Source organism: Streptomyces sp. RPA4-2, assembly GCF_012273515.2.
In the GTDB taxonomy this organism is placed as follows: domain Bacteria; phylum Actinomycetota; class Actinomycetes; order Streptomycetales; family Streptomycetaceae; genus Streptomyces; species Streptomyces kaempferi.
The window spans coordinates 4976075-5000635 of record NZ_CP050975.2 but is presented as its reverse complement, the minus strand read 5'-3'; the positions used below and the strand labels follow the sequence as shown (position 1 = coordinate 5000635).

20 protein-coding genes are annotated in these 24561 nt (G+C 73.0%); 3 read left to right on the top strand and 17 right to left on the bottom strand.

Going from position 1 to position 24561, the window contains the following annotated elements; translation table 11 throughout:
• Positions 1–97: 97 nt before the first annotated feature.
• From HEP85_RS21865 to HEP85_RS21845, 5 genes are all read right to left on the bottom strand, one after another.
• Positions 98–772, bottom strand: a complete 675-nt coding sequence (locus tag HEP85_RS21865; RefSeq protein WP_168529225.1) for a response regulator transcription factor — start codon at positions 770–772, stop codon at positions 98–100.
• The gene (locus tag HEP85_RS21860) at positions 769–2190 is read right to left on the bottom strand and encodes a sensor histidine kinase (RefSeq protein ID WP_168529224.1); all 1422 of its coding nucleotides are present in this window, start codon (positions 2188–2190) and stop codon (positions 769–771) included. The genes HEP85_RS21865 and HEP85_RS21860 overlap by 4 nt, the downstream gene beginning before the upstream one ends.
• Before the next feature lie 46 nt (positions 2191–2236).
• Positions 2237–3442, bottom strand: a complete 1206-nt coding sequence (locus tag HEP85_RS21855) for an acyltransferase (protein WP_369658127.1) — start codon at positions 3440–3442, stop codon at positions 2237–2239.
• A 142-nt stretch (positions 3443–3584) separates the two neighbouring features.
• Positions 3585–4586 carry an alpha/beta hydrolase gene (locus tag HEP85_RS21850; RefSeq protein WP_329289312.1) on the bottom strand — a complete coding sequence of 334 codons (1002 nt, stop codon included), beginning with the start codon at positions 4584–4586 and terminating at the stop codon, positions 3585–3587.
• A gap of 163 nt (positions 4587–4749) precedes the next feature.
• Entirely contained in the window at positions 4750–5643 is an 894-nt protein-coding gene (locus HEP85_RS21845) for an alpha/beta hydrolase (protein ID WP_329289310.1), read from the bottom strand.
• 183 nt (positions 5644–5826) lie between these two features.
• Here HEP85_RS21845 and HEP85_RS21840 point away from each other — a divergent pair, with 183 nt between their 5' ends.
• Positions 5827–6435, top strand: coding sequence for a TetR/AcrR family transcriptional regulator (locus HEP85_RS21840; protein ID WP_329289308.1), 609 nt, complete (start codon positions 5827–5829; stop codon positions 6433–6435).
• Between the two features lie 273 nt (positions 6436–6708).
• Here HEP85_RS21840 and kynU read toward each other — a convergent pair whose 3' ends face one another.
• The 10 genes from kynU to HEP85_RS21790 form a co-directional block, all read right to left on the bottom strand.
• Complete coding sequence (kynU, locus tag HEP85_RS21835) at positions 6709–7896, bottom strand: kynureninase (RefSeq protein WP_168529222.1); 1188 nt, start codon at positions 7894–7896, stop codon at positions 6709–6711.
• On the bottom strand, positions 7889–8737 hold the full coding sequence (locus HEP85_RS21830) for a tryptophan 2,3-dioxygenase family protein (RefSeq protein WP_168529221.1): 849 nt from the start codon (positions 8735–8737) through the stop codon (positions 7889–7891). The genes kynU and HEP85_RS21830 overlap by 8 nt, the downstream gene beginning before the upstream one ends.
• A gap of 159 nt (positions 8738–8896) precedes the next feature.
• Positions 8897–9310 carry a DUF3151 domain-containing protein gene (locus tag HEP85_RS21825; protein WP_168529220.1) on the bottom strand — a complete coding sequence of 138 codons (414 nt, stop codon included), beginning with the start codon at positions 9308–9310 and terminating at the stop codon, positions 8897–8899.
• Between the two features lie 96 nt (positions 9311–9406).
• Positions 9407–10942: an MFS transporter gene (locus tag HEP85_RS21820; RefSeq protein WP_329289301.1), complete on the bottom strand. Its 1536-nt coding sequence runs from the start codon at positions 10940–10942 to the stop codon at positions 9407–9409.
• 74 nt (positions 10943–11016) lie between these two features.
• Positions 11017–12039, bottom strand: coding sequence for a class II fructose-bisphosphate aldolase (gene fbaA, locus HEP85_RS21815; RefSeq protein ID WP_168529218.1), 1023 nt, complete (start codon positions 12037–12039; stop codon positions 11017–11019).
• Between the two features lie 160 nt (positions 12040–12199).
• Positions 12200–12748, bottom strand: a complete 549-nt coding sequence (gene pyrE / locus HEP85_RS21810) for an orotate phosphoribosyltransferase (protein ID WP_168529217.1) — start codon at positions 12746–12748, stop codon at positions 12200–12202.
• Between the two features lie 10 nt (positions 12749–12758).
• The gene (locus tag HEP85_RS21805) at positions 12759–13547 is read right to left on the bottom strand and encodes an aldose 1-epimerase (RefSeq protein ID WP_168529216.1); all 789 of its coding nucleotides are present in this window, start codon (positions 13545–13547) and stop codon (positions 12759–12761) included.
• Positions 13548–14004: 457 nt separating this feature from the next.
• Entirely contained in the window at positions 14005–14880 is an 876-nt protein-coding gene (locus HEP85_RS21800; protein ID WP_168529215.1) for an SRPBCC family protein, read from the bottom strand.
• Between the two features lie 87 nt (positions 14881–14967).
• Entirely contained in the window at positions 14968–16611 is a 1644-nt protein-coding gene (locus HEP85_RS21795; RefSeq protein WP_168529214.1) for a polyamine aminopropyltransferase, read from the bottom strand.
• 199 nt (positions 16612–16810) lie between these two features.
• Positions 16811–17353: a DUF2617 family protein gene (locus tag HEP85_RS21790; RefSeq protein WP_168529213.1), complete on the bottom strand. Its 543-nt coding sequence runs from the start codon at positions 17351–17353 to the stop codon at positions 16811–16813.
• A 1046-nt stretch (positions 17354–18399) separates the two neighbouring features.
• Here HEP85_RS21790 and HEP85_RS21785 point away from each other — a divergent pair.
• On the top strand, positions 18400–19590 hold the full coding sequence (locus HEP85_RS21785; protein ID WP_329289295.1) for a pyridoxal phosphate-dependent aminotransferase: 1191 nt from the start codon (positions 18400–18402) through the stop codon (positions 19588–19590).
• A 125-nt stretch (positions 19591–19715) separates the two neighbouring features.
• Positions 19716–20918: a glycosyltransferase family 39 protein gene (locus HEP85_RS21780; RefSeq protein ID WP_168529211.1), complete on the top strand. Its 1203-nt coding sequence runs from the start codon at positions 19716–19718 to the stop codon at positions 20916–20918.
• Between the two features lie 26 nt (positions 20919–20944).
• Here HEP85_RS21780 and HEP85_RS21775 read toward each other — a convergent pair whose 3' ends face one another.
• Both HEP85_RS21775 and clpB read right to left on the bottom strand, forming a co-directional pair.
• On the bottom strand, positions 20945–21475 hold the full coding sequence (locus HEP85_RS21775) for a YbjN domain-containing protein (RefSeq protein WP_153289451.1): 531 nt from the start codon (positions 21473–21475) through the stop codon (positions 20945–20947).
• Positions 21476–21821: 346 nt separating this feature from the next.
• Positions 21822–24419 carry an ATP-dependent chaperone ClpB gene (gene clpB, locus HEP85_RS21770; protein WP_168529210.1) on the bottom strand — a complete coding sequence of 866 codons (2598 nt, stop codon included), beginning with the start codon at positions 24417–24419 and terminating at the stop codon, positions 21822–21824.
• Between the last annotated feature and the right edge of the window lie 142 nt (positions 24420–24561).

Here is a 24561-nt window from a genome sequence, read left to right as displayed (position 1 = left end):
GTCTCAGGTACTACGGGGTAGACCCGAGGGGGCGGCGGCTGCCGGGCCCGCCCCGGGCGTATTGCGAAAGTCCCGTCTGCCTCGCGACGCCCGGCACTCAGTAGCCGGAAGGGCGTACCAGTCCCGACTCGTAGGCGAAGACAGCGGCCTGGGTGCGGTCCCGCAGCCCCAGCTTCACCAGGATGCGGCCCACGTGGGTCTTCACTGTCTGTTCGGCGACGACGAGGCGCTCGGCGATCTCCGCGTTCGACAGGCCCTGCGCGATGAGGGCGAGGACCTCCGTCTCGCGCTCCGTCAGCTCGCCCACGCGCTGCTTGAACGGGGTACGGGGTACGGAACCCAGACGGGAGAACTCGGCGATGAGACGGCGGGTGATCCCGGGCGCGATCAGCGCGTCGCCCGCCGCCACCACCCGTACCGCCTCGGCGAGCTGGTCGGCGGACGCGTCCTTGAGCAGGAACCCGGAGGCACCGGCCCGCAGCGCCTCGTACACGTACTCGTCGAGGTCGAAGGTGGTGAGCACCAGCACCCTGATCAGGGGTGTCTCGGCGGTGATGCGCCGGGTCGCGTCGATTCCACCGAGCTCGGGCATGCGGATGTCCATCAGCACGACGTCCGGGGCGAGTTCGGCGACCTTGGCGATCGCGTCCAGGCCGTCCACCGCCTGGCCGACCACCTCGATGTCGGGCTGGGTGTTGAGCAGCACGGTGAAGCCCTGGCGGACCATCTGCTGGTCGTCGGCGATCAGTACACGGATGGTGCTGCTCGTCATCGGCTCTTGTCTCCTGTGCGGCCCGATGTGTCGACGTCGGGGGACGGGTGGTCGGGGGACGGGTGGTCGGGGGAGGCGTCGTCGGTCAGGGCGACGCCGTTGCGGGGCAGGAAGGCGGCCACCACGAAGCCGCCGTGCGACGTCTCGGCGGTCACCAGGGTGCCGCCCAACATCGCGGCCCGCTCCCGCATGCCGAGCAGACCGTGCCCCGCGCCCGGGGACGGCGCGGCCGGGCGCTCGGGTCGCGAGTTGATGATCCGCACCTGGAGGCCCCTCGGGAAGTGACACAGCTCGACGCGGACCGTCGAACCGGGCGCGTGCCGCAGTGCGTTGCTCAGCGCCTCCTGGATGATCCGGTAGGCCGACAGCTCGACGCCGGGCGCCAGGGGAAGCCGCTCGCCGGAGATCTCCGTCGTCACCTCCAGACCGGCCGCGCGGGTGTTGGCGACGAGCGCGTCGAGGCGGTCGAGCGTGGGCTGCGGGGAGTCGGGGGCGGCGCCGGTGCCGGCTCCGAGGCCGTACGGGTCCTCGGGGTTCTCCGAGCGCAGCACACCGAGGACACGGCGCAGCTCGATCAGTGCCTCCAGGGCGTTCTGCCGGATGCCCGCGAGGTTCTCCTTCAGCTCCTCGGACGGGTTCTCGACCAGGTGTGGAGCGACCTGGGCCTGAATGGAGATCACCGACATGTGGTGGGCGACCACGTCGTGCAGTTCGCGGGCGATCCGGCTGCGCTCCTCCAGGAGGGTGCGCCGGGCACGCTCCTCCTCGGTCAGCGAGGCCTGTTCGACGAGCTGGGTACGGGCCTCGCGGCGGCCTCGCAGGGCGATGCCGAGGAGGAGCACGGCGGCGAAGACGACGAGCGCCGGCAGGCCCGTGGAGCGGTAGGCCGCTCCACCGACGACGCCCTGCAGGAAGTACGTCACCAGAGCGGTCAGGGACAGCGCGCCGACGGCCACTCGGGTGGGCAGCCGCAGCGCGAGGAGGAAGAGCACGAAGGCCTGCGCGGTGATCGCCGCCGAGCCCCACGGCCAGTCGGGGCCCGGGAAGCCGCCGCCCGCCACCATGAGGTTCCTCGCCGCCATGGCGCCGAGGACGGTGCCGCCCAGGGACAGCCACCAGGCCGGCACCGGCCGCCACAGGGCGAGGACGACGGCCACGCCCTGCGCGATTCCGAACAGGTTGCCCAGCGGGAAGCCGAGCCGGTATTCGGTGGTGAAGGTGTCCGCGCTGGTAAAGGTGATCAGGAGGGCGACCAGGCCCACCAGGAAGTGCGGCAGCCGTCGCAGCCATCGGGGCCGGGACAGCGGCGGCAGGGGCGCGGCCGCCGTCGACGCGAGGTCGGCGAGGACCTCCCGTACGGGGACACGGGGACGAGCCGCACTCCAGCGGCTCCGCTGCGGGGGTGTCGCGTCGGGCATGGAGGGCTCCTTGTCCGGCTCCCCGGGCTCCGTGCCGGTCACCCCGTCAACCCCGGGCACGAGGGGCCGTTCGTGTGCCCGCCGGACCACCACGGCGGTGCACGCGGACGATACGGGAGGGACGGCCCGTGCGGCGGCGCGGGCCCTGTTCGCAGGAGCGGAAGGCGGCTCGGCAGACGGCCAGGGCGAGGGCGAACACCGGGAGCCAGGCCAGGCGGGCCGCCACCCAGACGAGGTCGTCGGGGACCGTGTGCAGACCGGGCAGCCGGCCTACGGACAGGCCCACGGCGGTGACCGCCATCAGGGACGTCTGGTGCCAGAGGAATATCGTCATCGCCGACAGGTTGACGACCGCCACTGCCGCCCAGGCGAGTGGCCGCCGCATCCACCGGCGGAGCGGCTCGCGCAGCAGCAGCGCGAGGCCGCACTGGGCCAGGCCGAAGGTGACCGCGGCCAGCGTCGGCGGGTTCAGGTTCGAGACCGCCGCGCCCGGGACGCCCACCATCGACGCGGGGTAGCCGGCCCACGCCACCAGCGCGGCCGTCGCCGTCGCGCCGCAGCCGAACAGCACCCAGCCCGCGCGCCGCCGGTCCAGCTCGCCGCGCGTCCAGGCCGCGCCCAGCGTGTAGGGGACCAGCCAGCCCGCCGCCACGTTCACCCAGCCGAGCCAGGAGGGTCCGCCGAGTCCGAAACGCACCAGGTCCACATGGAGAACGACGGCCAGCGGCCACAGCGGGTTCAGCCGGGTGAGCACCGGGGTCGCCGCGGTCAGCCCGGCGAACACCAGGAGGAACCACAGCGGGGACAGGGCGAGTTTGACGAGGGCGTGGACGGTCCCGACGCCGGTGCCCGACCCGAGCAGGCAGGCCGCGGCCACCGTCCAGAGGGTCAGTACGGCGGCCACCGGCTTGAAGAGTCTCGCCAGGCGGGCGCGCAGCCACTGACCGTACGTCATGCCCCGTGCCCGTGCCGACGCATGGCTCCTCGTCGCCACATGACCTCCGACCAGGAAGAACACGGCGAGGGTCTGGAAGGCCCAGGAGAGGGGGGCCAGCCACGGCAGGTGCCGTAACGGGCTCTCCGCGTGCAGGGTGCCGCCGTCCTCGACCAGGGCCGTCACCAGCCAGTGGCCGAGGACCACCCCGAGGATCGCGAAGGCACGCAGCGCGTCGACGGCACGGTCCCGCCGCGCGGGGGTGGCCGCGTCGACGCGCCGGGCGCCGCTGCCGACGGCCCGCGCCGCGGCCCTCAGCCCGGCCCGCGCGCCGGGCCGCGCGCCCGCCCGCACATCCCGACGGCCGGCTTCCTGTCCGCCTGCCCCGACGGCTTCCTCCGTGACCCCGGTTCCGTCTTCCGGCGGGCGCGGTGTGTGCTGTACGGACGCGGGTGATGACTTACGCACGGGGCACCTCCGAGGTGTCTCCGAGGACGATCCGGGCGAGGTTGTCCAGGGACACCGAGCCCGGCGTGAAGTAGTCGCTGTGGCCGCCGCCGCCCGCCGCGAAGACGTGGGCGCCGAAGGCCGGGGACACCGGGTCGGTGCCGAAGCCGACCGTCGTGCCGAAGAGGTCGGCACGGCCGTGCGGGACGTCCGCGATCCAGTCGCCGGCGCCGCGGGCGGCCCAGACGCGGGCGGACGTGCCCAGGTCCGCCACGGAGTCCGAGCCGGTACCCGGGCTGCCGACCAGGGCGATGTCCTCCACGTCCAGCCCTCGCGCCGCGCGGCCGCAGACGACCGAGCCGTAGGAGTGGCACAGCAGGGAGAGGTGCGCCTCGGGGCCGACGACTCCGCGCAGTTCGCGTACGAACCCCTTCAGGCGCGGGGCCGCTTCCTCGGCCCGGCCGGCCGTCAGGACCGTGGTGCTGACCGTGCCCGGGGTCTCGTAACCGAGCCAGGCGACGACCGCCGTACCCGGGCCGAGCCGGTCGTGCAGGGCGAGAGCCGCGGCGCGGAAGCGGCCGTACGTCTCCAGGGTGGTGTCGGAACCCGGGACCAGGACCGCGACGCGGCCGGCGTCCGCGAGGTCGCCGAGGACCTCGACGGCCAGGCCCGCTCCCCGGCCGTCGAAGGAGAGGAGGTGGCGGCCGCGAGCGGCCATCGCGCGGTCCGCGGCGGCTCGGGTGCGGTCGCCGTGGCCGGCTGCCATGCGGGCCGCCCGCTCGGCGTTCGCGCGGTTCGCCGCGTACGCCGTGACCAGGGTCGAACGGGTCGGCGGGGCGAGTACCGCCGGGGCGGGGGCGGGGATCCGCGGGCGGGCGGCTGCCGACACGGGGACGACGACGGCGCAGACGACCAGCGCCGCGAGCAGGGTACGGACCAGACGCCGGAGCACCTGCCCGCCATCGCGTCGGCTCCCGCCCCCGTGCGCGTCGCTCGGCCTCACCCGGAGATCCATGCCGTCCTTCCCCTCCCGCTTGCCCGCCCGTCGGGCGTCTCTGCAGGGGAAGTTACGGATCGTCACGCGTCGTCGGCGTCCTCCCAGGGAGCTCACCCGGGAGGTAGCTCTCAGGTACTACGGGTATGACCCGAGGAGTAGGGGACGGTGTCGACTGCCGCTGTCACCAGGCCAGTTGGGCGATCTCCTCGGCCACGACCGCGCACGCGTCCGCCGCCGGGTCGATCAGCGGGAAGTGGCCGACGTCCTCCAGGAGCGTCAGACCGACCACCTCGCCGGCGCGTGCCGCGGCCTCGGCGTACGACTCGGCGACCGCCTGCGGCACGACGAGGTCGGTGCGGCCCTGTACGAGAGTCGTGGCGATGCCCGTGGGGAGCAGGTGGGCGGGGTCGGCATAGGGCTGCCGTTCCGCGAACCGTGCCTCACCGCCCAGGAGTTGGCGGGACGCTCCGGAGCACACGTCCAGTTTCTCGGCGACCTGGAAGTCGGCGATCGGGGCGAGGGCGACGACGCCGCGCAGCGGGGCGGGGCGGTCGGTGCGCCAGGGGGCGTCGGCGGGCAGGACGTGCCGGGCGGCGGCCCACAGGGCGAGGTGGCCGCCGGCCGAGTGGCCGGTGATCACCGTGCGGTGCGGGTCGACCCCCGGCAGATGCGCCTTCACCAGCGGGGGCAGCGCGTCGAGCGCCGCCGCGACGTCGTCGAAGGTGTCCGGCCAGCGGCCCGCCACCGGGCCCTCGCCGCCCTGCGCGGGGAGCACCGCGCCCCTGCGGTACTCGACATTGGCCACCGCGAAGCCTCGGCGGGCCAGGAAGTCCGCGAACGGGGTGATGTGCCTGCGGTCGTACGGGGCGCGCCAGGCACCGCCGTGCAGGACGACCACCAGCGGCACGGGCAGCGCGGGGTCGGGATCACGCGGGCTGTAGAAGTCGATCACCTGGTCGGGGTGGTCGCCGTACACGGCGGTGACGTCGGGGTCGACGGGCGGGTGGGAGAAGGCCGACGCCTCCTCGGCGGCGTCCTGTGCTGCGGCGTCCCGTGCTGCGGCGTCGTCCGACATGCTCCAACCTCTCAGCGGTGAAACGGATATGGCGGACCGGGAGAGAGATCGTCCGTTGGCGGGGACGGTATCAGGCCCGTGACGTGCGCCTACACCGGGATGTCACGCTCGGTGAGGGTTAAACGGTTCCGCTGTTCCGTTACGCTGGGCGGGTACCGGCAGCCGATCGTGAAGGAGTCCGTCATGTCCGCCGAGCCCGGCACCGTGCGTCCCGGCGGGCGCACCGCCCGTGTCCGCGCGGCCGTACTGCGCGCCGCCGGCGACGTGCTCGCCGAGCAGGGCTTCGCCCATCTCGACCTCGCCGACGTGGCACGGCGGGCGGAGGTCGGCAAGACCACGGTGTACCGGCGGTGGGGGTCGGTGACGGGGCTGGTCGCCGATCTGCTCGGCGACATGGCGGAGCAGTCGCTGCCGCGCGCCGAGACCGGGTCCGTCCTCGGTGATCTGCGCGCCAACGCCGCGCTGGTGCGGCGGACGCTGGCCGATGCCCGGCAGGGACCGCTGTTCCGCGCGGTGATCGCCGCGGCGACGTCCGACGCCCGTACCGCGCAGGCGCTGCGGCGGTTCTACGAGGTACGGGTGGGCGAGTGGGCGCCGTGCGTCGAACAGGGCGTGGCCCGGGGCGAGTTGCCGGCCGGTACCGATCCCTCGCTGGTGGTACGGGCGGTGTCGGCGCCCCTCTACTACACGCTGCTGACCACCGGCGTGGTGCCGGACGAGGCCGCCGCCGGCCGGGCGGCCGAGGCGGCGTTCGCGGCCGCGGTGTCCGGGGTGTACGTCGTCGGGGACTGACCCGGTGCGGCCGCTACGGGGGGCCGGGGGCGCACAGGGCTCCCTCCGGCCCTCTGCCGCCCCCGGCCCCCGTCTCCCCCGGCCCGCCGTCTCCCCCAGGGCGTGTTGCGAAAGTCCCGTCTGCCTCGCGACGCCTGGCACGCCCTCTCGCCGCACCGGGCGAAAACCCGAGTACGTCCAGTACGCGGGCTTCCGCCCGGCCCACCGAGAGCACGCACCAGACGCCGCGAGGCCCGCCCTCCGGGCGGACGCCGGGACTTATCGCAACACGCCCTAGCCCACCGTCTCCCCCAGCACCCGCGCCGCCCGCTCCACGTCGGCGAAACCCACGTACAGCGGGGTGAGGCCGAAGCGCAGGATGTCCGGACGGCGGAAGTCGCCGACCACACCGCGGTCGATGAGACGCTTCATCACGTCTCCCGCGTCCGCGCACCGCAGGGAGACCTGGCTGCCGCGTTCGGCGTGGACCGACGGCGTCACGGACTCCACGCGGCCTCCGGGAACGTACGCCTCGACGCACTCCAGGAAGAAGTCGCCCAGCGCGAGCGACTTGGCCCGGACCGCGTCGACCGACACCCCGTCCCACACCTCCAGCGCCGCCTCCAGGGCCAGCATGGAGAGGATGTCCGGCGTACCGACCCGGCCCCGCGCAGCGCCCGGCGCGGGTATGAACTCCGCGCTCATGTCGAACGGGTTCGTGTGCGAGTTCCAGCCGGGCAACGGGGAGTCGAAACGATCCTGCAGGCCGGCGCGGACGTAGAGGTACGCGGGCGAACCCGGCCCCCCGTTCAGGTACTTGTAGGTGCAGCCGACCGCCAGGTCGACCCCGTGGGCGTCCAGACCCACGGGCAGGGCCCCCGCGCTGTGGCAGAGGTCCCAGACCGCCAGGGCGCCCGCGTCGTGGATCGCGGACGTCAGGGCCGGCAGGTCGTGCAGCCGGCCGGTGCGGTAGTCGACGTGGTTCAGCAGCACCGCCGCCGTACGGGGCCCCACCGCGTCCGGCACCGCCGACGGCTCCACCGGGCGCAGCTCACAGCCCGTCAGCCGCGCCGCCGAAGCGGCGATGTAACCGTCCGACGGGAACGTCGTCGCGTCGACGACGATCTCGTCCCGCCCGGCACCGGCCAGCCGCACGGCCCCCACCAGCGCCTTGAAGACGTTCACGCTCGTCGAGTCACCGACCACGATCTGACCGGGAGCGGCGCCGACCAGCGGCGCGATACGGTCGCCGATCCGCTCCGGCGCCGTCCACCAGCCGCTCTCCTCCCAGGACCGGATCCGCAGCTCGCCCCACTGCCTGCGGACGACGTCGTCGACCCGGCCGGGGACGTCCACCGACAGCGCGCCGAGCGAGTTCCCGTCCAGGTACACCACGTCGTCCAGCACGAACCGGTCCCGCAGCCCGGCGAGTTCGTCCGCGGCGTCCAGCGCCGCCGCCTTCCCGGCGTACGACTCAGACATGGCTGCGCGCCGTCCACAGCTCGGGGAACACGTTCTTCTGCGCCCGCTTCTCCAGCCAGGCCACCCCGGCGGAGCCGCCCGTGCCCGTCTTCGCGCCCATCGCGCGGCGCGTCGCGACGAGATGGTCGTTGCGCCATCGCCACACCAGCTCCGCGACGTCCGTCAGCGCCTCCCCGAGCCGGGCCAGGTCGTTCTCCTCGTCCCCCGAGTAGAGCGCGGTCCACACCGCCTCCACCTGCGGCGAGGGCTCGTACCGCAGCGACACGTCCCGCTCCAGCACGGCGGCCGGGACCGCGTGCCCGCGCCGCGCGAGCAGCCGCAGCACCTCGTCGTACAGGCTCGGCTCGTGCAGCGCCTTCTCCAACTCGGCGTGCACCCGCGGCGCGCCCCGGTGCGGGACCAGCATGGACGCGGACTTCTCACCGAGCAGGAACTCCATCCGCCGGTACATCGCGGACTGGAATCCGGAGCCCTCGCCGAGGGCGGAGCGGTACGAGTTGAACTGCGCCGGCGTGAGCTGCGCGAGGGGCCGCCAGGACGCGTTCAGCGCCTCCAGCTCCCGCAGGGACCGCTTGAGGGCCGCCACGGCGACGGGCAGCCGGTCCTCGCGCAGCGCCTGCGCCGCGGTCTCCCACTCGTGCACGATGACCGTGAACCACAGCTCCATGACCTGGGTGGTCACCAGGAAGACCATCTCCCCGGGGTCGTCGGAGCGGATGTGCTGCAAGTGGGTGAGGACGTCCGCCTGGACGTAGTCCTCGTACGGCGTGGTGCCGTGGAAGTCGAGATGCGGGGTCTCGGGCGCCTGGGCCACCGCGGGCCCGGCCGGCTGGGACGACATCGCTGTCTCCTGATACGTGCTCCGGGTAGCGGTCCGCCCCTGCCGTTATCGACACGGGGGCCCCGGTCCCCACCGGGAATCCTGCGCAATCGTCCCCCGAAAACGCAAGACCCGCCCGGTCACACCCGCCGGACGGGCCCCACAGGTTCCGCGACCCGACTAACCCAGCGTCTGCGCCGCCGTCGGCGAGGAGTCCTTCAGGAACTGGCTGCAGCGCTCGTACTCCTCCTTCTCGCCGATCGCCTGCGCGGCGCGGGCGAGGCCGTTCAGGGCGCGCAGGAATCCGCGGTTCGGCTCGTGCTCCCACGGCACCGGGCCGTGGCCCTTCCAGCCGCTGCGCCGCAGGGAGTCCAGGCCGCGGTGGTATCCCGTACGGGCGTACGCGTACGACTCGACGACACTGCCCCGCTCGTACGCCTCGTCGGCCAGCTGGGCCCAGGCGAGCGAGGACGTCGGGTACTTGGCGGCGACGTCGGCGGACGGCGTGCCGTTCGCGAGGAGCTCGCGCGGCTCCGGGTCGTCGGGCAGGTAGGTCGGGGGCGGTCCCCCGAGGAGGTTCTCGTGAATCGTCATGGGTTCCAGTCTGCTGCATCGCCGGTGCCCGGTGACGTCCGCCCGCCTCTCCGGAGCCACCGGTTCCGCGGGAGCCGCCGGGCGGCCCCCGACGACTCAGGACGGAAGCCGTCCAGGGGCCGCCGCGCGCTGCGGCTCCAGCGGGGGCGTCGTCACACAGCCGTGCGTACGGCACTGCGGGCGGCGGCAGTCGGGCGCGGGCCGGCGGACGGTCGCGAAGGCCAGCACCGCCCCCACCACGAGCACGCCCGCGCACAGCGGCATCGCGCGCCGGAACGCGGAGTCGAAGGCGTCCGCCGAGCGGTACGCCTCCGGGCCCATACCGACCAGCACCGGCAGCGCCGCGACGGCGAGGAGACCGCCGACCCGGGCCGCCGCGTTGTTGATGCCGCTGGCCAGGCCCGCCCGCCCGGTGTCCACGGAGGCGAGGACGGTCGCGGTCAGCGGCGCGACGAGCGTCACCATGCCCGCGCCCATCACCAGGAGGGCGGGCAGCACGTCGCTGACGTACACGGCGTCCTTGCCCACCCGCAGCATCAGCAGCATCGCCACCGCGCACAGCAGCGGGCCCACCGTGAGCGGGATGCGCGGCCCGATGCGCTGCGCCAGCTCGCCGGAGCGGGCGGAGAACAGCAGCATCAGCGCGGTGGTGGGCAGCAGCGCCGTCCCCGCCTGCAGGGGCGAGTAGCCGGCCACGACCTGGAGCTGGAGCGCGGTCAGGAAGAAGAAGCCCCCGAACGCCGCGTACACGCACAGGGTGACGAGGTTGACGGCCGTGAACTGCCGCGACGCGAAGATGTCCGGCGGCATCATCGGATCGGGCCGGCTCCGCTCGACGTGCACGAAGCCCACCCCGGCGGCCACACCCAGGACCGCCGACACCCAGACGAGCACGGACCCGCTGGTGGCCTCGATCAGGGCGTACGTCACCAGCGCGAGCGCCACCGCGCCGAGGGACGCGCCGAGCACGTCGAAGCCGCGGTGCGGCCGGCCGCCCGCGAGCTCCTTCTCCCGGCCGGGCACGGCGGTGCTCCCGTCGGACTCCGGGACGTGCCGCAGGGCCACGGGCACGCACACCAGCGCCAGCGGGATGTTCAGCAGGAAGACCCAGCGCCAGCCGGGGCCGTCCACCAGCCAGCCGCCCAGGAACGGGCCGACCGCCCCGCCGATGCCGCCGAAGCCCGACCACAGGCCGACGGCCTTCGCGCGGTCGTCGGGATGGAAGGAGGCCTGGATGAGCGCGAGGGAACCCGGGGTCAGCAGCGCCCCGCCGATGCCCTGCAGGGCGCGGGCCGCGATCAGCACGCCCGCGTTCGGCGCGAGCCCGCACAGCAGCGAGGCGGAGGCGAACCACATGACACCGAGGACGAACACCTTGCGGCGCCCGAAACGGTCCCCGAGCGAGCCGCCCAGCAGGATCAGCCCGGCCAGCGTCAGCATGTACGCGTTCACGGTCCACTGCAGGGCGGCCAGACTCGCGTCCAGGTCACGGCCGATCCGCGGCAGCGCGACGTTGACGACCGTCGAGTCCAGCATGGCCATGCTGGAGCCGAGCACGGTGGTCAGCAGGATCCACCTGCCCGCGGGCGAGGAGATCCGTACGGCCGGTGATTCCTGCGGGGGCACAGCCATACTCCGGAGCATACGGAAGGGCCCGGCACCTTGGAGGTGCCGAGCCCCGACCGGAGTGCGGTTGCTTGATCGTTCTACTTGATCCGCGTGCCCGTGGAGCGCAGCGCGGCGCAGGCCTCGGTCACCCGCTGGGCCATGCCGGCCTCGGCCAGCTTGCCCCAGGTCCGCGGGTCGTAGGTCTTCTTGGAGCCGACCTCGCCGTCGACCTTCAGGACGCCGTCGTAGTTCCTGAACATGTGGTCGACGACCGGACGCGTGAACGCGTACTGGGTGTCGGTGTCGAGGTTCATCTTCACGACGCCGTTCTCCAGCGCGGTGGCGATCTCCTCGGCCGAGGAGCCGGAGCCGCCGTGGAAGACGAAGTCGAACGGGGACGCCGTGCCGAACTTGGCGGCGACACCGTCGCTCAGCTCCTTCAGGAGCTCGGGGCGCAGGACGACGTTGCCCGGCTTGTAGACGCCGTGCACGTTGCCGAAGGACGCGGCGAGCAGGTAGCGGCCCTTCTCGCCCAGGCCGAGGGCCTCGGCGGTGCGGATCGCGTCGTCGACCGTGGTGTACAGGGAGTCGTTGATCTCGTGCGAGACACCGTCCTCCTCGCCACCGGTCGGGGTGATCTCGACCTCAAGGATGATCTTCGCGGCGGCGGCCTTCGCGAGCAGCTCCTGGCCGATGGCCAGGTTGTCGGCGAGGGTCTCGGCGGAGCCGTCCCACATGTGGGACTGGAACAGCGGGTTCTCGCCCCGGGCGACGCGCTCGGCGGAGATGTCGAGCAGCGGCCGGACGTAGGTGTCCAGCTTGTCCTTGGGGCAGTGGTCCGTGTGCAGCGCGACCGTGATGTCGTACTTGGCGGCGACGATGTACGCGAACTCGGCGAGCGCGACCGCGCCGGTCACCATGTCCTTCTTGTGCTGGCCGCCGAGGAACTCCGCGCCACCGGTGGACATCTGGATGATGCCGTCGCTCTCCGCCTCCGCGAAGCCGCGCAGCGCAGCGTGCAGGGTCTGGGAGGAGGTCACGTTGATGGCCGGGTAGGCGAACTTGCCTGCCTTCGCCCGGTCGAGCATCTCGGCGTAGACCTCGGGGGTTGCGATGGGCATCTGTCCGCTCCTTGTATGTGCGGGTGGCGTTCTGCTGCTTACGGCCCTGACCTAGGGGGCGACGTCATCGTCGGCCCCATCCTTCCAGACTTGACCCGGTGCTCCGGTCACCCTGTCCGGGATGCGGGACCCTGGGTTCGGCGGGATCCCGGACCCGTCGTCAGTCCAGGCCCAACTCGTCCTTGGAGAAGGCGAAGAGGTACGGCACTCCGGCGCCGGCCTGGATCTTCTCGGCGGCGCCGGTCGCGCGGTCGACGATCGTCGCCACCGCGACGACCTCGGCGCCGGCCTCCCGGACCGCCTCGACGGCGGCGAGCGGGGAGCCGCCGGTGGTCGAGGTGTCCTCGACGACGAGCACCCGCCGCCCCCTGATCTCCGGGCCCTCCACGCGGCGCTGCAGACCGTGCGCCTTGGCGGCCTTCCGTACGACGAAGGCGTCCAGCTTCCGGCCCCGGGCCGCGGCGGCGTGCATCATGGCCCCGGCGACGGGGTCGGCGCCCATGGTGAGGCCGCCCACCGCCTCGAAGTCCAGCCCGGCCGTGAGGTCGAGGAGCACCTGTCCGACCAGCGGCGCGGCCTCGCCGTCCAGCGTGACCCGGCGCAGGTCCACGTAGTAGTCGGCTTCCAGACCCGAGGAGAGGGTCACCTTGCCGTGCACCACGGCCTTGTCCTTGATCTGCTGCAGCAGCGCTCCGCGCACGTCACTCATGCCCGCCAGCTTAGAGGCGCCGCCAGCTCCAGGTCATGGACGCCTCCAGCGGCTCGATGGGGGTGACCAGGCGCGGGTGGGTGTTCAGCCCGTTCGGCGGACCGGTCTGCGGCTCCACGCACACCGCCGCCTCCTGCTCGTCGTACACCACGACCCACTCCTCCCGGCTGGCCACCTTCAGCTCCAGCCGGCCGGGCCAGGTGAGCGTGACGTCGACGCCGCCGGGCATGCCGAAGCAGTCGTCCCAGGGGCTGGGGAGGGGGTCGACGCGGCGGCCGGTGGGCAGATGGTCGGCGCCGCGCTCCTCCTGCCAGGCGGGGGTGAACCCGACCTGGACGCCCTCTCCCGCCAGGGTCCGGTTGAACCACGGGTGCCAGCCGATCTGGGCGGGGAAGGAGGAGTCGTACGTCTCCACGGACATGGTGACCTTGAGGGCGTCCTCGGTCAGGGTGAACGCCTGGGTGACGCGGCCGGGGTGCGGCCAGGGCGCGACGAGGTCGTACGTGATGACGGCCTCCCGCTTGTCGGCGCGGGCGGTGCGCCAGGCGCCGTCGCGGGCGGTGCCGTGGATGGCGTGGGGCGGGGAGTTGAGGGGCATCTGCTGGACGGTCGCGCCGTCCAGGAAGCGGCCGTCGCGGATCCGGCCGCACCACGGGGTCATCGGGAAGCACCCGAACTTCTCACCCTGGCGCAGCAGTTCCACGCCGCCGACCTTCAGACTCCCGACCCGTCCGCCGTTGCCCGGCGTGACGGTCGCTTCCGCGTCGCCCGCGGTCAGCGTGATGTCTTCGTTACTCACGGAGTTGACCCTACTGGTCCGGTTCCTCCGACCGGCCCGTACCCGGGGGCTGCCGCCGGCCGGCCCCTGTTTTCGGCCTGAACGGCCTCGTCCTCAAACGCCGGACGGGCTGAAAGACATGGCCGCGGCCGGCATCTCCAGTCGGAACCATCCGACGCGGGCCGGCATCTCCGGCGCGGGCCGGTAACTCCGACGCGGGCCGGCATCTCCAGCGCGGGCCGGTAACTCCAGCGCGGGCCGGCATCTCAGTCGGAACCATCCGGCGCGGGCCGGCATCTCCGGCGTGGGCCCGCATCTCCAGCGCGGGCCGGCATCTCCGGCGTGGGCCCGCATCTCCAGCCCGTCCGGCGTTTGAGGACGAGCCCTTCGGGCGATGCGGGGGTCCAGGGGGCGGCAGCCCCTTGGCGGGGTCCGGGGCGGAGCCCCGGGGACGGACACCGAACCCCCCGGCAAGGGATCAGCGCCGCTTGCGCAACGCTCGGGTGACGACGATCGCCGAGGCCACCACGACCGCCGCCGCAGGAGCCGCCCAACGAAGCACCGCACGCCCCCCATCGGCCTCCGGCGCCGGCACCGGCGCGTACCGCCCCCGCGGCGGCGCATGGTCGACCTCCTCCGCGCTGCGCCCGATCATCGTCCGCCGCGCGTGCGCCGCCTCGGCGATGGAGTCCTCCCCGTCGACCGGGCCAGGAACCGTCGGAGCCGGTTCCTGGTCGTCCCCGGCATGGGGGTCGAGGGACGGCGGCGGGACCTCGGCGTCGAAGACGGAGTGCGTCACGCCGCCCCCGTCCGCGGACTCGACCCCGGCCTCGGAACCACCCTCGGAACCGTCCTCGACCTCAGCCTCAGAACCCGGCTCGCCCCCGGCCTCACCCTCGGAACCGGATCCACCCCCGGCCGCGGACGCGTCCTCCGTCCCGGCCGCCAGATTCTCCGCGAACCGGTTCAGCAGCCGGGTCGCCGCCGTGGCGACCGCGGCCGGAGCGAGTTCCCCCAGGCGCCCGTCCGCCGTGGCGGTACCCGTGACGACGAGCGTGGTGCCGCCCTCGGCCGGCGCCAGACGGAGGGTGAGGGCGAGTTTCACGGTCCCGGTGCCACGGGCCTCCGCGCCGTCCCCCTCGACGGCGTACGCACCGTCGTCCTGGGCGACCACCCGCACCGCCCCGCGATAGGTGATGGTGTGGCCGCCGACGCGGACACGCAGTCGCCCGGAGACGGGCGCGGTGCCGGCGTCCTGCTGGAGCCCGGGTACCGCCCGGGCCACCCGCGCGGGATCGGCCAGCGCCTCCCTCAGCCGCTCGGCCGGAACCGGAACGAACACCTCATGCTCCATGTCGGCCGAGCCTACCCAGGCCGGTGCGAACCGCACCCCCGTATCACGGGATTCCCGCGTCATTCCCCCATTCCCGCGCCCCCCGTGTCAGTCGGAGTAGCGCGGATGCACCAGCGTGGACGGCACCTCTCCCATGATCCGGGTGAGCCGCGCGGCCCGTGCGTCCGCCGCGAGGGACCGCGGGGTGAGCGAGCGCAGAGCGGGCCCGCGGGGGTCCAGGCGCAGGGCCGTCCCCCTGGCGGACGCGAGGACGAACCCCCAGTCGCGCGGGGCCGTGGCCGCACCCGCCGTCCGGTCGGGTCCGGCCGCGGAACCGGAGTCGCGCCCGGCCACCCGGTACGGGTCGGCGCGCAGGCCGGCGGCCCGTACCGTCGCCTCGACGGTCCAGAAGACACGTGGGCGTGAGGAGACCGGTCCGGCGTGCACCACCAGTCGCCCGCCGTCGGCCAGCGCCCGGCGCGTCAGCCCGTAGAACTCCTGTGAGTACAGCTTCGCGCTCGCCGTGATCCCGGGGTCCGGCAGGTCGGAGATCACCACGTCGTACCGGGGCGGGTCCCCGCGCAGCCAGCAGAAGGCGTCGGCGGTGAACACATGCACCCGCGGGTCGTCGAACGCGTGGCCGTTGAGCGCCGACAGGGCCGGGTCGCGGCGTGCCAGCCCCACCACACCGGCGTCGCGGTCGACCACGTCGACCCGGCGGACGTCCGGATAGCGCAGCACCTCGCGGAGCGCGAGTCCGTCGCCGCCGCCGAGGACGAGCACGCGCGTGCGGCGCCCGTTCATCGCGGGGTGCACCAGGGCCTCGTGGTAGCGGTGCTCGTCACGGCCGCCGGCCCGCAGGCGTCCGTCGAGGAAGAGGCCGAGCGGACGTCCGTGCGTGCCGCCGGTGAGGACCACTTCCTGTACCCCGGTCCGCAGGGCGACCCGCACGTCCCTGCCGTACACCGCCTGCCGTGCCGCGTGTTCGAAGTCGCCGACGAGTACGGCGGCCGCGGCGAGCAGGCCGAGGACCACCACATTGGCGATCAGCAGGAGCCAGCGCCCGCGTCTGCTCAGGTCCCGGCGGAACAGGCCGAGGACGAGGGCGCCGCCGACCAGCGCGTTCACCGCCCCGGTCAGCAGTGCGCCGGTCAGCTGCCCGAGCTGGGGCAGCAGCAGGAAGGGAAAGGCCAGGCCTCCGACGAGGGCGCCGACGTAGTCCGCGGCGAAGAGGTCCGCCACCGCCCCGCCCGGGTCCTGGCGGCGGATGCGCTGTATCAGCTCCATGAGGAGGGGCACCTCGGCGCCGATCAGCAGGCCGATGGCGAGCGAGAAGGCGGCCAGCAGGTACCGGCACCCGCCCGCCCAGACGCCGCCCCAGCCGCCGGTCCACGCGAACACGGCGTACAGGGCCATCGCGCTGCATCCGCCGACCAGCGCGAGCGCGGCCTCGACCGCGCCGAAGCCGGCCGCCGCGCAGAGACGCAGACGCTTGGCGGCGAGGGAGCCGACCCCCATGGCGAAGACCATGACGGACAGCACGACCGAGGCCTGGGTGACCGAGTCGCCGACCAGATAGGAGGCGAGCGCGACGAGTTCGAGTTCGTACACGAGTCCGCAGGCCGCACAGACGAACACGCCCGCGAGGACGAGGAACCGGCCGGTGCCCGGACGGACGGGCAGCCGCGCCTGGCCCTGGACGACCCAGGGCGGCGGCGCGCCGGGGGGAGCAGGCGCGTGCGGTTCGATCACGCTGGGAACGCTACGTCACACCGGCACTACGCCTCGTCACCCACACGTGTGGATCTGGCGCACGCCCGTATACGGTCACCGAGGCAGGTACGGGCCCCGTCCGGGGTCATCACCCCGGCCCCCGGTTCGTCTCAACGGCCGTATCCCCACGAGCCGGACTCGCACGGCCGCACGCGACTTCGCACGCCCTCACACGCCCTCACACGCCGGACGCGCTGAGCAGATCGGCCTCGGCCGTCACCCGCACCCCCACCCTCGTCCGGGTCGCCACCAGCTGGCCGTCCTGCGGGTACGCGTGCCACGTACGCCAGTGGACCTGGCCCTCGTGGCGCTGCGCCAGTAGGGCGGTGAAGGCGTGCGGGCTGCCGGGGAAGACGCCGACGAGTCCGTTGGGGTGGTCGGAGACCAGGGCCAGCAGTTCCTGGGCGCGCCCCGCGAAGGAGCCGCACGAAAGCGTCTCGACGCGCGCCGCGAACTCGTACTCCCAGTCGCCGACCCGCTTGGCGACGCCGAGAGGAAGGGGCGTGCTGCTGCCCGCGATGCATGCGACGGTCTCCGAACAGCTGCCCCGCTCCTCCTCCAGGAGGACCTGGTGGGACGCGCCGAGGAGCCGCAACTGCAGTCTCGCTCCGTCGAGTTCGAGGTCGAGGGTGGCGAGCGCGGGCAACGGCTCGCGCCCCAGGGCCCACGCGAGGTCGGCCGCGCGCGTGTCGGTGTAGGCGGTGTTCAGGGTCGTGAGCATGGGTCGGCTCCGCTAGCACGCAAAGGGAGGTGGGGGTCCGGCGCACCCGGTCGGTATGGGGGGATCGACCCGGTCAGCCCGGTCAGCCCTGTCAGGAAGGGACGATCCGAGGGCCGCGTTGGCGTTTTAGAGGGAATCATGAACTGTGGTGCCACCACAGCGTTTTTACCCAACTTCGTAGGGTTTCCATCCCCCCGAGGGCTCCACAGTTCAACTGTTCAACCACGCCGTGCGCCGGGCGCGCGGAAACGGAAGCCCGGTCCGGCCTCCCGGAGCGCGGCGACACGCGCCGGTCACGGCCCCCTCGAAGCCCCCGGACGGCTCATGAAGGGAAGCTCCCGGCGGGCCCGGCGTTTCCTCGTGAAAATTTCCCGGTCGCACCGCTGCACCACCTCCCGGCCGCCCCCCGGCACCACCTCCCGGCCCCGGCCCCGCACACGGAGGTGCCCGCCGGAAGTCGTTCCGGCGGGCACCTCCGCGTTCTGCGGACGCGTGGTCCGTGTGGAGCTCGGCTGCCCCGTGTCAGCTGCCTCCACCGCATCCGCCGCCGCCACCGCAGGACGACCCGCCTCCGCAGGACGAGCCGCCGCCGCACGACGAGTGACCGCCGCCGCACGAGTGACCGCCGTGATGACCCCCGTGGTGCCCGCCGCCGGACGAGTCGCCCCCGCCGTACCACCAGCTGCCGCCACCGCCGGTTCCGCCCCCCAGGAGGCTCCCGCTCGATCGGGAGTTCCCCGCCCTCACCGAACCGGCCTTCCCGCGACCGCGGCCGCGGCGGCCGGCCCGGAGGCCGCCGATCAGGACAATGAAGAAGACCGCCAGGATGATGCCGATGACCATGGCGCCACCCTCCTTTCGTTCCCCCGAAGCGGCCCCCCGTGGGCGCCTCGCGTCGTGCGTGACAGGGGGATGCCCCCGCGTCCCGCCCGCCAAAGCAGAGTTGAGGAAGTCCTGAGCATCAGAAGCCGGGACGACCTCCGCCCGGGGTGCGGGCCGGGGCCCGACGGCTGGTGAGTTGAGGAACTCCGCGGCTTGGGCGCAGGATGACCGGCATGACCTCCAACGGCCGCCGTCCGCTCCTCAACCGCCGCCTCACCGAGTTCGGCACCACGATCTTCGCCGAGATGTCGGCCCTGGCGCTCAGCACCGACTCGATCAACCTCGGCCAGGGCTTCCCCGACACGGACGGGCCCGAGGAGATCCGGGAAGCGGCCGTGCGGGCGCTGCGCGACGGACGCGGCAACCAGTACCCGCCGGGCCCCGGCGTGCCCGAGCTGCGGACGGCGATCGCCGTGCACCAGAAGCACCACTACGGCCTGTCGTACGACCCCGACCGCGAGGTGCTGGTCACGGCGGGCGCCACCGAGGCCATCGCCGCCAGTCTGCTGGCCCTGGTGGAGCCCGGCGACGAGGTCATCGCCCTGGAGCCGTACTACGACTCGTACGCGGCCGGTATCGCGATGGCGGGCGGCACCCGGATCCCGGTCACCCTGCGCCCGCACGAGGGCCGCTTCCGGCTGGACCTCGACGAACTGCGCGACGCGGTCACGGACAACACCCGGCTGCTGCTCCTCAACACCCCGCACAACCCCACCGGCACCGTCCTCTCCCGCGAGGAGCTCGGTGAGATCGCGAAGCTCGCCGTCGAGCGGGACCTGCTCGTCGTGACGGACGAGGTGTACGAGCACCTCGTGTTCGACGACGCCGAGCACGTGCCGCTGGCCTCCTTCCCCGGGATGCGGGAGCGGACCGTCACCATCGGCAGCGCGGGCAAGACCTTCTCCTTCACCGGCTGGAAGGTCGGCTGGATCACCTCCACGCCGGACCTCGTCACCGCCGTACGGTCGGCGAAGCAGTTCCTCACGTACGTGGCCTCGGGACCGTTCCAGTACGCGGTGGCCGAGGCGCTCGCGTTGCCGGACACGTACTTCGAGGCGTTCCGTACGGACCTGCGCGCCAAGCGGGACGTGCTGGCCGCCGGGCTCACGGCGGCGGGGTTCGAGGTCTTCCGGCCGGCCGGCACGTACTTCGTCACCACCGACATCCGCCCGCTCGGCGAGAGCGACGGCTTCGCCTTCTGCCGCGCGCTGCCGGAACGCGCCGGGGTCGTCGCCATCCCGAACGCGGTCTTCTACGACCACCGGGAGGAGGGCGCGCCCTTCGTGCGCTTCGCGTTCTGCAAGCGGACCGAGGTGCTGGAAGAGGCGGCCCGGCGGCTCCGGTCGGCCCGCTAGGGCGTGGGCCCGGCATTAGCACGCGCGGTACGGCTCCCGCGGGCGGCGCGCCGCAGCGGGGGAAACCGCACCCACGCGGACGCGCAACGCTCGCAAACGCCCCGTGACGGACGCAGAGTTCGGGTGTGACCCACGCCAGTACCCTTCCGGCTCCCGTCGTCCAGAAGCCCGCTGACGGGGACCGCGCCCGCGCGGCGCGGTCCGGGCGGAGCGTGCCCGCCGTCGTGTACGCGCTGGGGCTGTTCGTCCTGGCCCGGCTGGTCGGTGTCCTGGTGCTCGCCGGGACCGCCCGGGCCCACGGAAAGCACCCCCTCGCCCTGCTCGGACGCTCCTGGGACTCCCTCTGGTACCTGGGGATCGCGGCGCACGGCTACGTACGCGCCCAGCACTTCAGACCCACCGTCGTCCACAGCGACCTGGCGTTCTTCCCGCTGTACCCGGGGCTCGTCCGGGCCGTCACGGCGGTGACCCCGCTGAGCGGGGGCGCGGCGGGACTGCTGGTGTCCTGGCTGGCCGCCGCGACCGCCGCGTGCGGGATCTACGCGGTCGGGGCCCGGCTGCACGGCCGCGCGGTCGGCACCACGCTCGTCCTGCTCTGGGGCCTGCTCCCGCACTCGGTGGTGCTGTCCCTGGCGTACACCGAGCCCGTCCTCACCGCCTTCGCCGCCTGGTCCCTGTACGCGGTGCTCACCGGACGCTGGCTGTGGGCCGGCACGCTGGCCGCGCTCGCGGGCCTGTCACGGCCGAACGGGTTCGCGGTCGCCGCCGCGGTCCTCGCGGCGGCAGCCTGCGAGGTCTGGCGGCGGCGCGGCCGGAAAGTTCCCCACAGCCTGTGGACGGGCGCCGCGCTCGCACCGCTCGGCTGGTGCGGCTATGTGCTGTGGGTGGGCCGCCGCCAGGGCGATCCGCTCGGCGGCTACTTCGAGGTGCAGCGGCTGTGGGGCTCGCGCTTCGACTTCGGCGTGGGCGCGCTGCGCTTCGCCAGGCACCTGCTGCTGCGCGGGGACCGCTTCGTGTTCCCCATGTCGCTGGTGATCGTGGCGGCGGCCGTGCTGCTGTACGCGCTGCTGATCGCGGACCGGGCCCCGCTGCCGCTGCTCGTCCACAGCGGCGTCCTGCTGCTGATCGCGCTCGGCGGCGCCGGGTTCTTCGAGTGCAAGCCGCGCTTCCTGCTGCCCGCGTTCCCGCTGCTGCTGCCGCTGGCACGGGCGCTGGTGCGGACGGCAAGAGCCCGGCCCTGGCACGCCGTCCTGGTGGTCGGCGCCCTGGCCGGGCTCTCGTTCGCCTACGGCGCGTATCTCGTCGTCATCGCGCACACGCCGCTGTAGAACCTGGCGGAAAACCAGCGGGAGGACTACTCGTCGTCGTCCTCGGGCTTGTCCGCCTCGTTCACTTCCTGCTCCAGGCCGAGCTGCTCGACGAGCCACTTGTCGAACTCGATGGCGGCCCGCACCCAGCTGACCGTCGACGACACGAAGTGTTCGAGGGCGACGCCGGTGCCGATCAGCATCTGCGCCTCGCCGATCAGGCGGACGGTGCCGTCGTCGTGCGTGTGCGTGTAGACCTTCGGCCACAGCGTGCGGCGGTTCCAGTCGTCGATCGACTCCAGCAGCGTCGGCTTCTCGTCGATCTGGTGCGGCCGGTCGTAGAACGTCCGCACCGAGAAGACCTGCTGGTCTCCCTCGCCGCGGAACATGAAGTACGTACGGAACTCCTCCCACGGCGCCGCGAGGTCACCCTCGTCGTCGACGACGTACTTCAGCTCCATCTGGTCGAGGAGCTGCTTCACGAGGTCCTGATCCGGGACGACGGGGCCCGCCGGTCCGCCGGGCTGCGGCTCGGGCTGGCCCCCGAAATTCGGAATCGAGGACGGGTCGATGCTCACCGTGTATTTCCCTTCGTACGGATACCGCCATCCTCCCCCATCCGGGGCGGGGAGTGGCAACCCCTGACGGGGCCTGTCGGCCGGGGCGGCATGTTCTCGTCACCGGCGGCGGGGGCGGAATCCGTCGTCGCAGGGGCGTGGGGCCCGGTACGGCGGCCTCGGGCCCTCTGCGGCGCGGACCCGGCGGGGTGCGGGCGGAGTGCCGTCCCCCTCCGTCCCCGGCGCCGAACCGTTCACGAACGTGAACGAACGGGGTCCGGTACGAGGGCGGGGGCCGCCCGCCCTCGTCACCTTCGGCGCGTCACCTCCGGCACCTACCCGTGCCGAGCGGGCGCACCCGCCGGCGTCACAGCGTCTTGCCGGTGGCGGGCCCCACGATCAGGCCGTCCCCGAAGGCGTCCACCCGGACCGTGTCGCCGTCCTTGATCTCGCCCGCCAGGATCTCCTTGGCGAGCCGGTCGCCGATCGCGGTCTGGACGAGGCGGCGCAGCGGGCGGGCACCGTACGCCGGGTCGTTGCCCTCGGTCGCGAGCCAGGCCAGAGCCGGATCGGTGACCTCCAGGGTGATCCGGCGCTGCGCCAGCCGCCCTGCGAGGCGCTGGACCTGGAGCCTGGCGATGCGCTCCAGCTCCTGCTTGTCGAGGGCGGAGAAGACCACCAGGTCGTCGAGCCGGTTGAGGAACTCCGGCTTGAAGGAGGCCCGGACGACCTCCAGCACCTGCTGCTTCTTCTCCTCCGCGGAGGTCAGCGGCTCCACCAGGTACTGGCTGCCCAGGTTCGAGGTGAGGATCAGGATGGTGTTGCGGAAGTCCACCGTCCGTCCCTGTCCGTCCGTCAGCCGCCCGTCGTCCAGGACCTGGAGGAGGATGTCGAAGACCTCCGGGTGTGCCTTCTCGACCTCGTCGAGCAGGACGACGCTGTACGGGCGCCGGCGCACGGCCTCCGTGAGCTGGCCGCCCTCCTCGTACCCGATGTAGCCGGGCGGGGCGCCGACCAGCCGGGCGACGCTGTGCTTCTCCCCGTACTCGCTCATGTCGATGCGGATCATGGCCCGCTCGTCGTCGAAGAGGAAGTCCGCGAGGGCCTTGGCGAGTTCGGTCTTGCCGACGCCGGTCGGGCCGAGGAAGAGGAAGGATCCGGTGGGCCGGTCCGGGTCGGCGATTCCGGCGCGGGTGCGCCGTACGGCGTCGGACACGGCCTGCACGGCCTCGCTCTGGCCGATCAGCCGGCGGCCCAGCTCCTCCTCCATGCGCAGCAGCTTCTGCGTCTCGCCCTCCAGGAGCCGCCCGGCGGGGATGCCCGTCCAGGAGCCCACGACGTCGGCGATGTCGTCCGGGCCGACCTCTTCCTTCACCATCGTGTCGCCGGCGGCCTCCTCCTCCGCCTCGGAGGCTTCCTCCAGGTCCCGCTCCAGGGTGGGGATCTCGCCGTAGAGCAGCTTGCTGGCGGTGTCGAAGTCGCCGTCGCGCTGGGCACGTTCGGCCTGACCGCGCAGCTCGTCGAGCTTCTCCTTGAGCTCACCGACGCGGTTGAGGGACTGCTTCTCCTTCTCCCAGCGGGCGGTCAGCCCGCGCAGTTCCTCCTCCCGGTCGGCGAGGTCGCGGCGCAGCTTCTCCAGACGCTCCTTGCTGGCGACGTCCGTCTCCTTGCTGAGCGCGAGTTCCTCCATCTTCAACCGGTCCACGGAGCGCTGGAGTTCGTCGATCTCGACGGGGGAGGAGTCGATCTCCATGCGCAGCCGGGACGCCGCCTCGTCGACGAGGTCGATGGCCTTGTCGGGCAGGAAGCGGGAGGTGATGTAGCGGTCGGAGAGGGTCGCGGCGGCCACCAGCGCGCTGTCCGCGATCACGACCTTGTGGTGGGCCTCGTAACGCCCCTTGAGTCCGCGCAGGATCGCGATGGTGTCCTCGACGCTCGGCTCGGCGACCAGGACCTGCTGGAAGCGGCGTTCCAGGGCGGGGTCCTTCTCGATCCGCTCGCGGTACTCGTCGAGGGTCGTGGCGCCGACCATGCGCAGCTCACCGCGGGCGAGCATGGGCTTGAGCATGTTGCCCGCGTCCATGGCGGAGTCGCCGCCGGCGCCCGCGCCCACCACCGTGTGCAGCTCGTCGATGAAGGTGATGATCTGCCCGTCGGAGTCCTTGATCTCGGCGAGGACGGTCTTGAGCCGCTCCTCGAACTCGCCGCGGTACTTCGCCCCGGCCACCATGGCGCCGAGGTCGAGCGCGACGAGCCGCTTGTTCTTGAGCGACTCGGGCACGTCGCCCTTCACGATCCGCTGGGCGAGGCCCTCCACGACGGCGGTCTTGCCGACGCCGGGCTCGCCGATGAGGACGGGGTTGTTCTTGGTGCGCCGGGACAGCACCTGCACGACCCGGCGGATCTCCTGGTCCCGGCCGATGACCGGGTCGAGCTTGCCGTCGCGCGCGGCGGCCGTGAAGTCCGTACCGAACTTTTCGAGTGCCTTGTACTGGCCCTCGGGATCCGGGGTCGTCACCCGGCGCCCTCCCCTGGTCTTCTGGAACGCCTCCAGCAGCTTCTTCGCACTGGCGCCCTGCTGCGAGAGTACGTCCCCGCTCCGGCCGCCCTTCTCGGCGATGCCGATGAGCAGATGCTCGGTGGACAGGTACTCGTCACCGAGTTCCCTGGCCTTGTCGGCCGCCTCGGCGATGACGGCGAGCAGCTCGCGGTTGGGCTGCGGCGGTGCGACGGTGGACCCGGTCACGCTGGGCAGGGCGGCCAGGACACGCTCGGTGGCGGCGCGTACGGAGGCCTGGTCGGCGTCGACGGCGGCCAGCAGATCGATGATGTTCTCGTTGTCCTGCCCCCCGAGCAGCGCGAGCAGCAGGTGTGCGGGGGTCAGGTCCGGGTGCCCCTCGGACACGGCCCGGCTGGTGGCCGCGTTGATCGCATCCCGGCTCCTGTTGGTCAGCTCGGCGTCCACGTTCGCGTTCTCCTCCTGTGCACGGACTTCCTGAACAGACTTCCGGTACGGACTTCGCGTACGGAGTTCCCCTCGGGAGTTCCCGTACGGACTGACTCAGCCAACGTACATAAAGTTGAGTCTATTCCACTCAAGGTGGGCC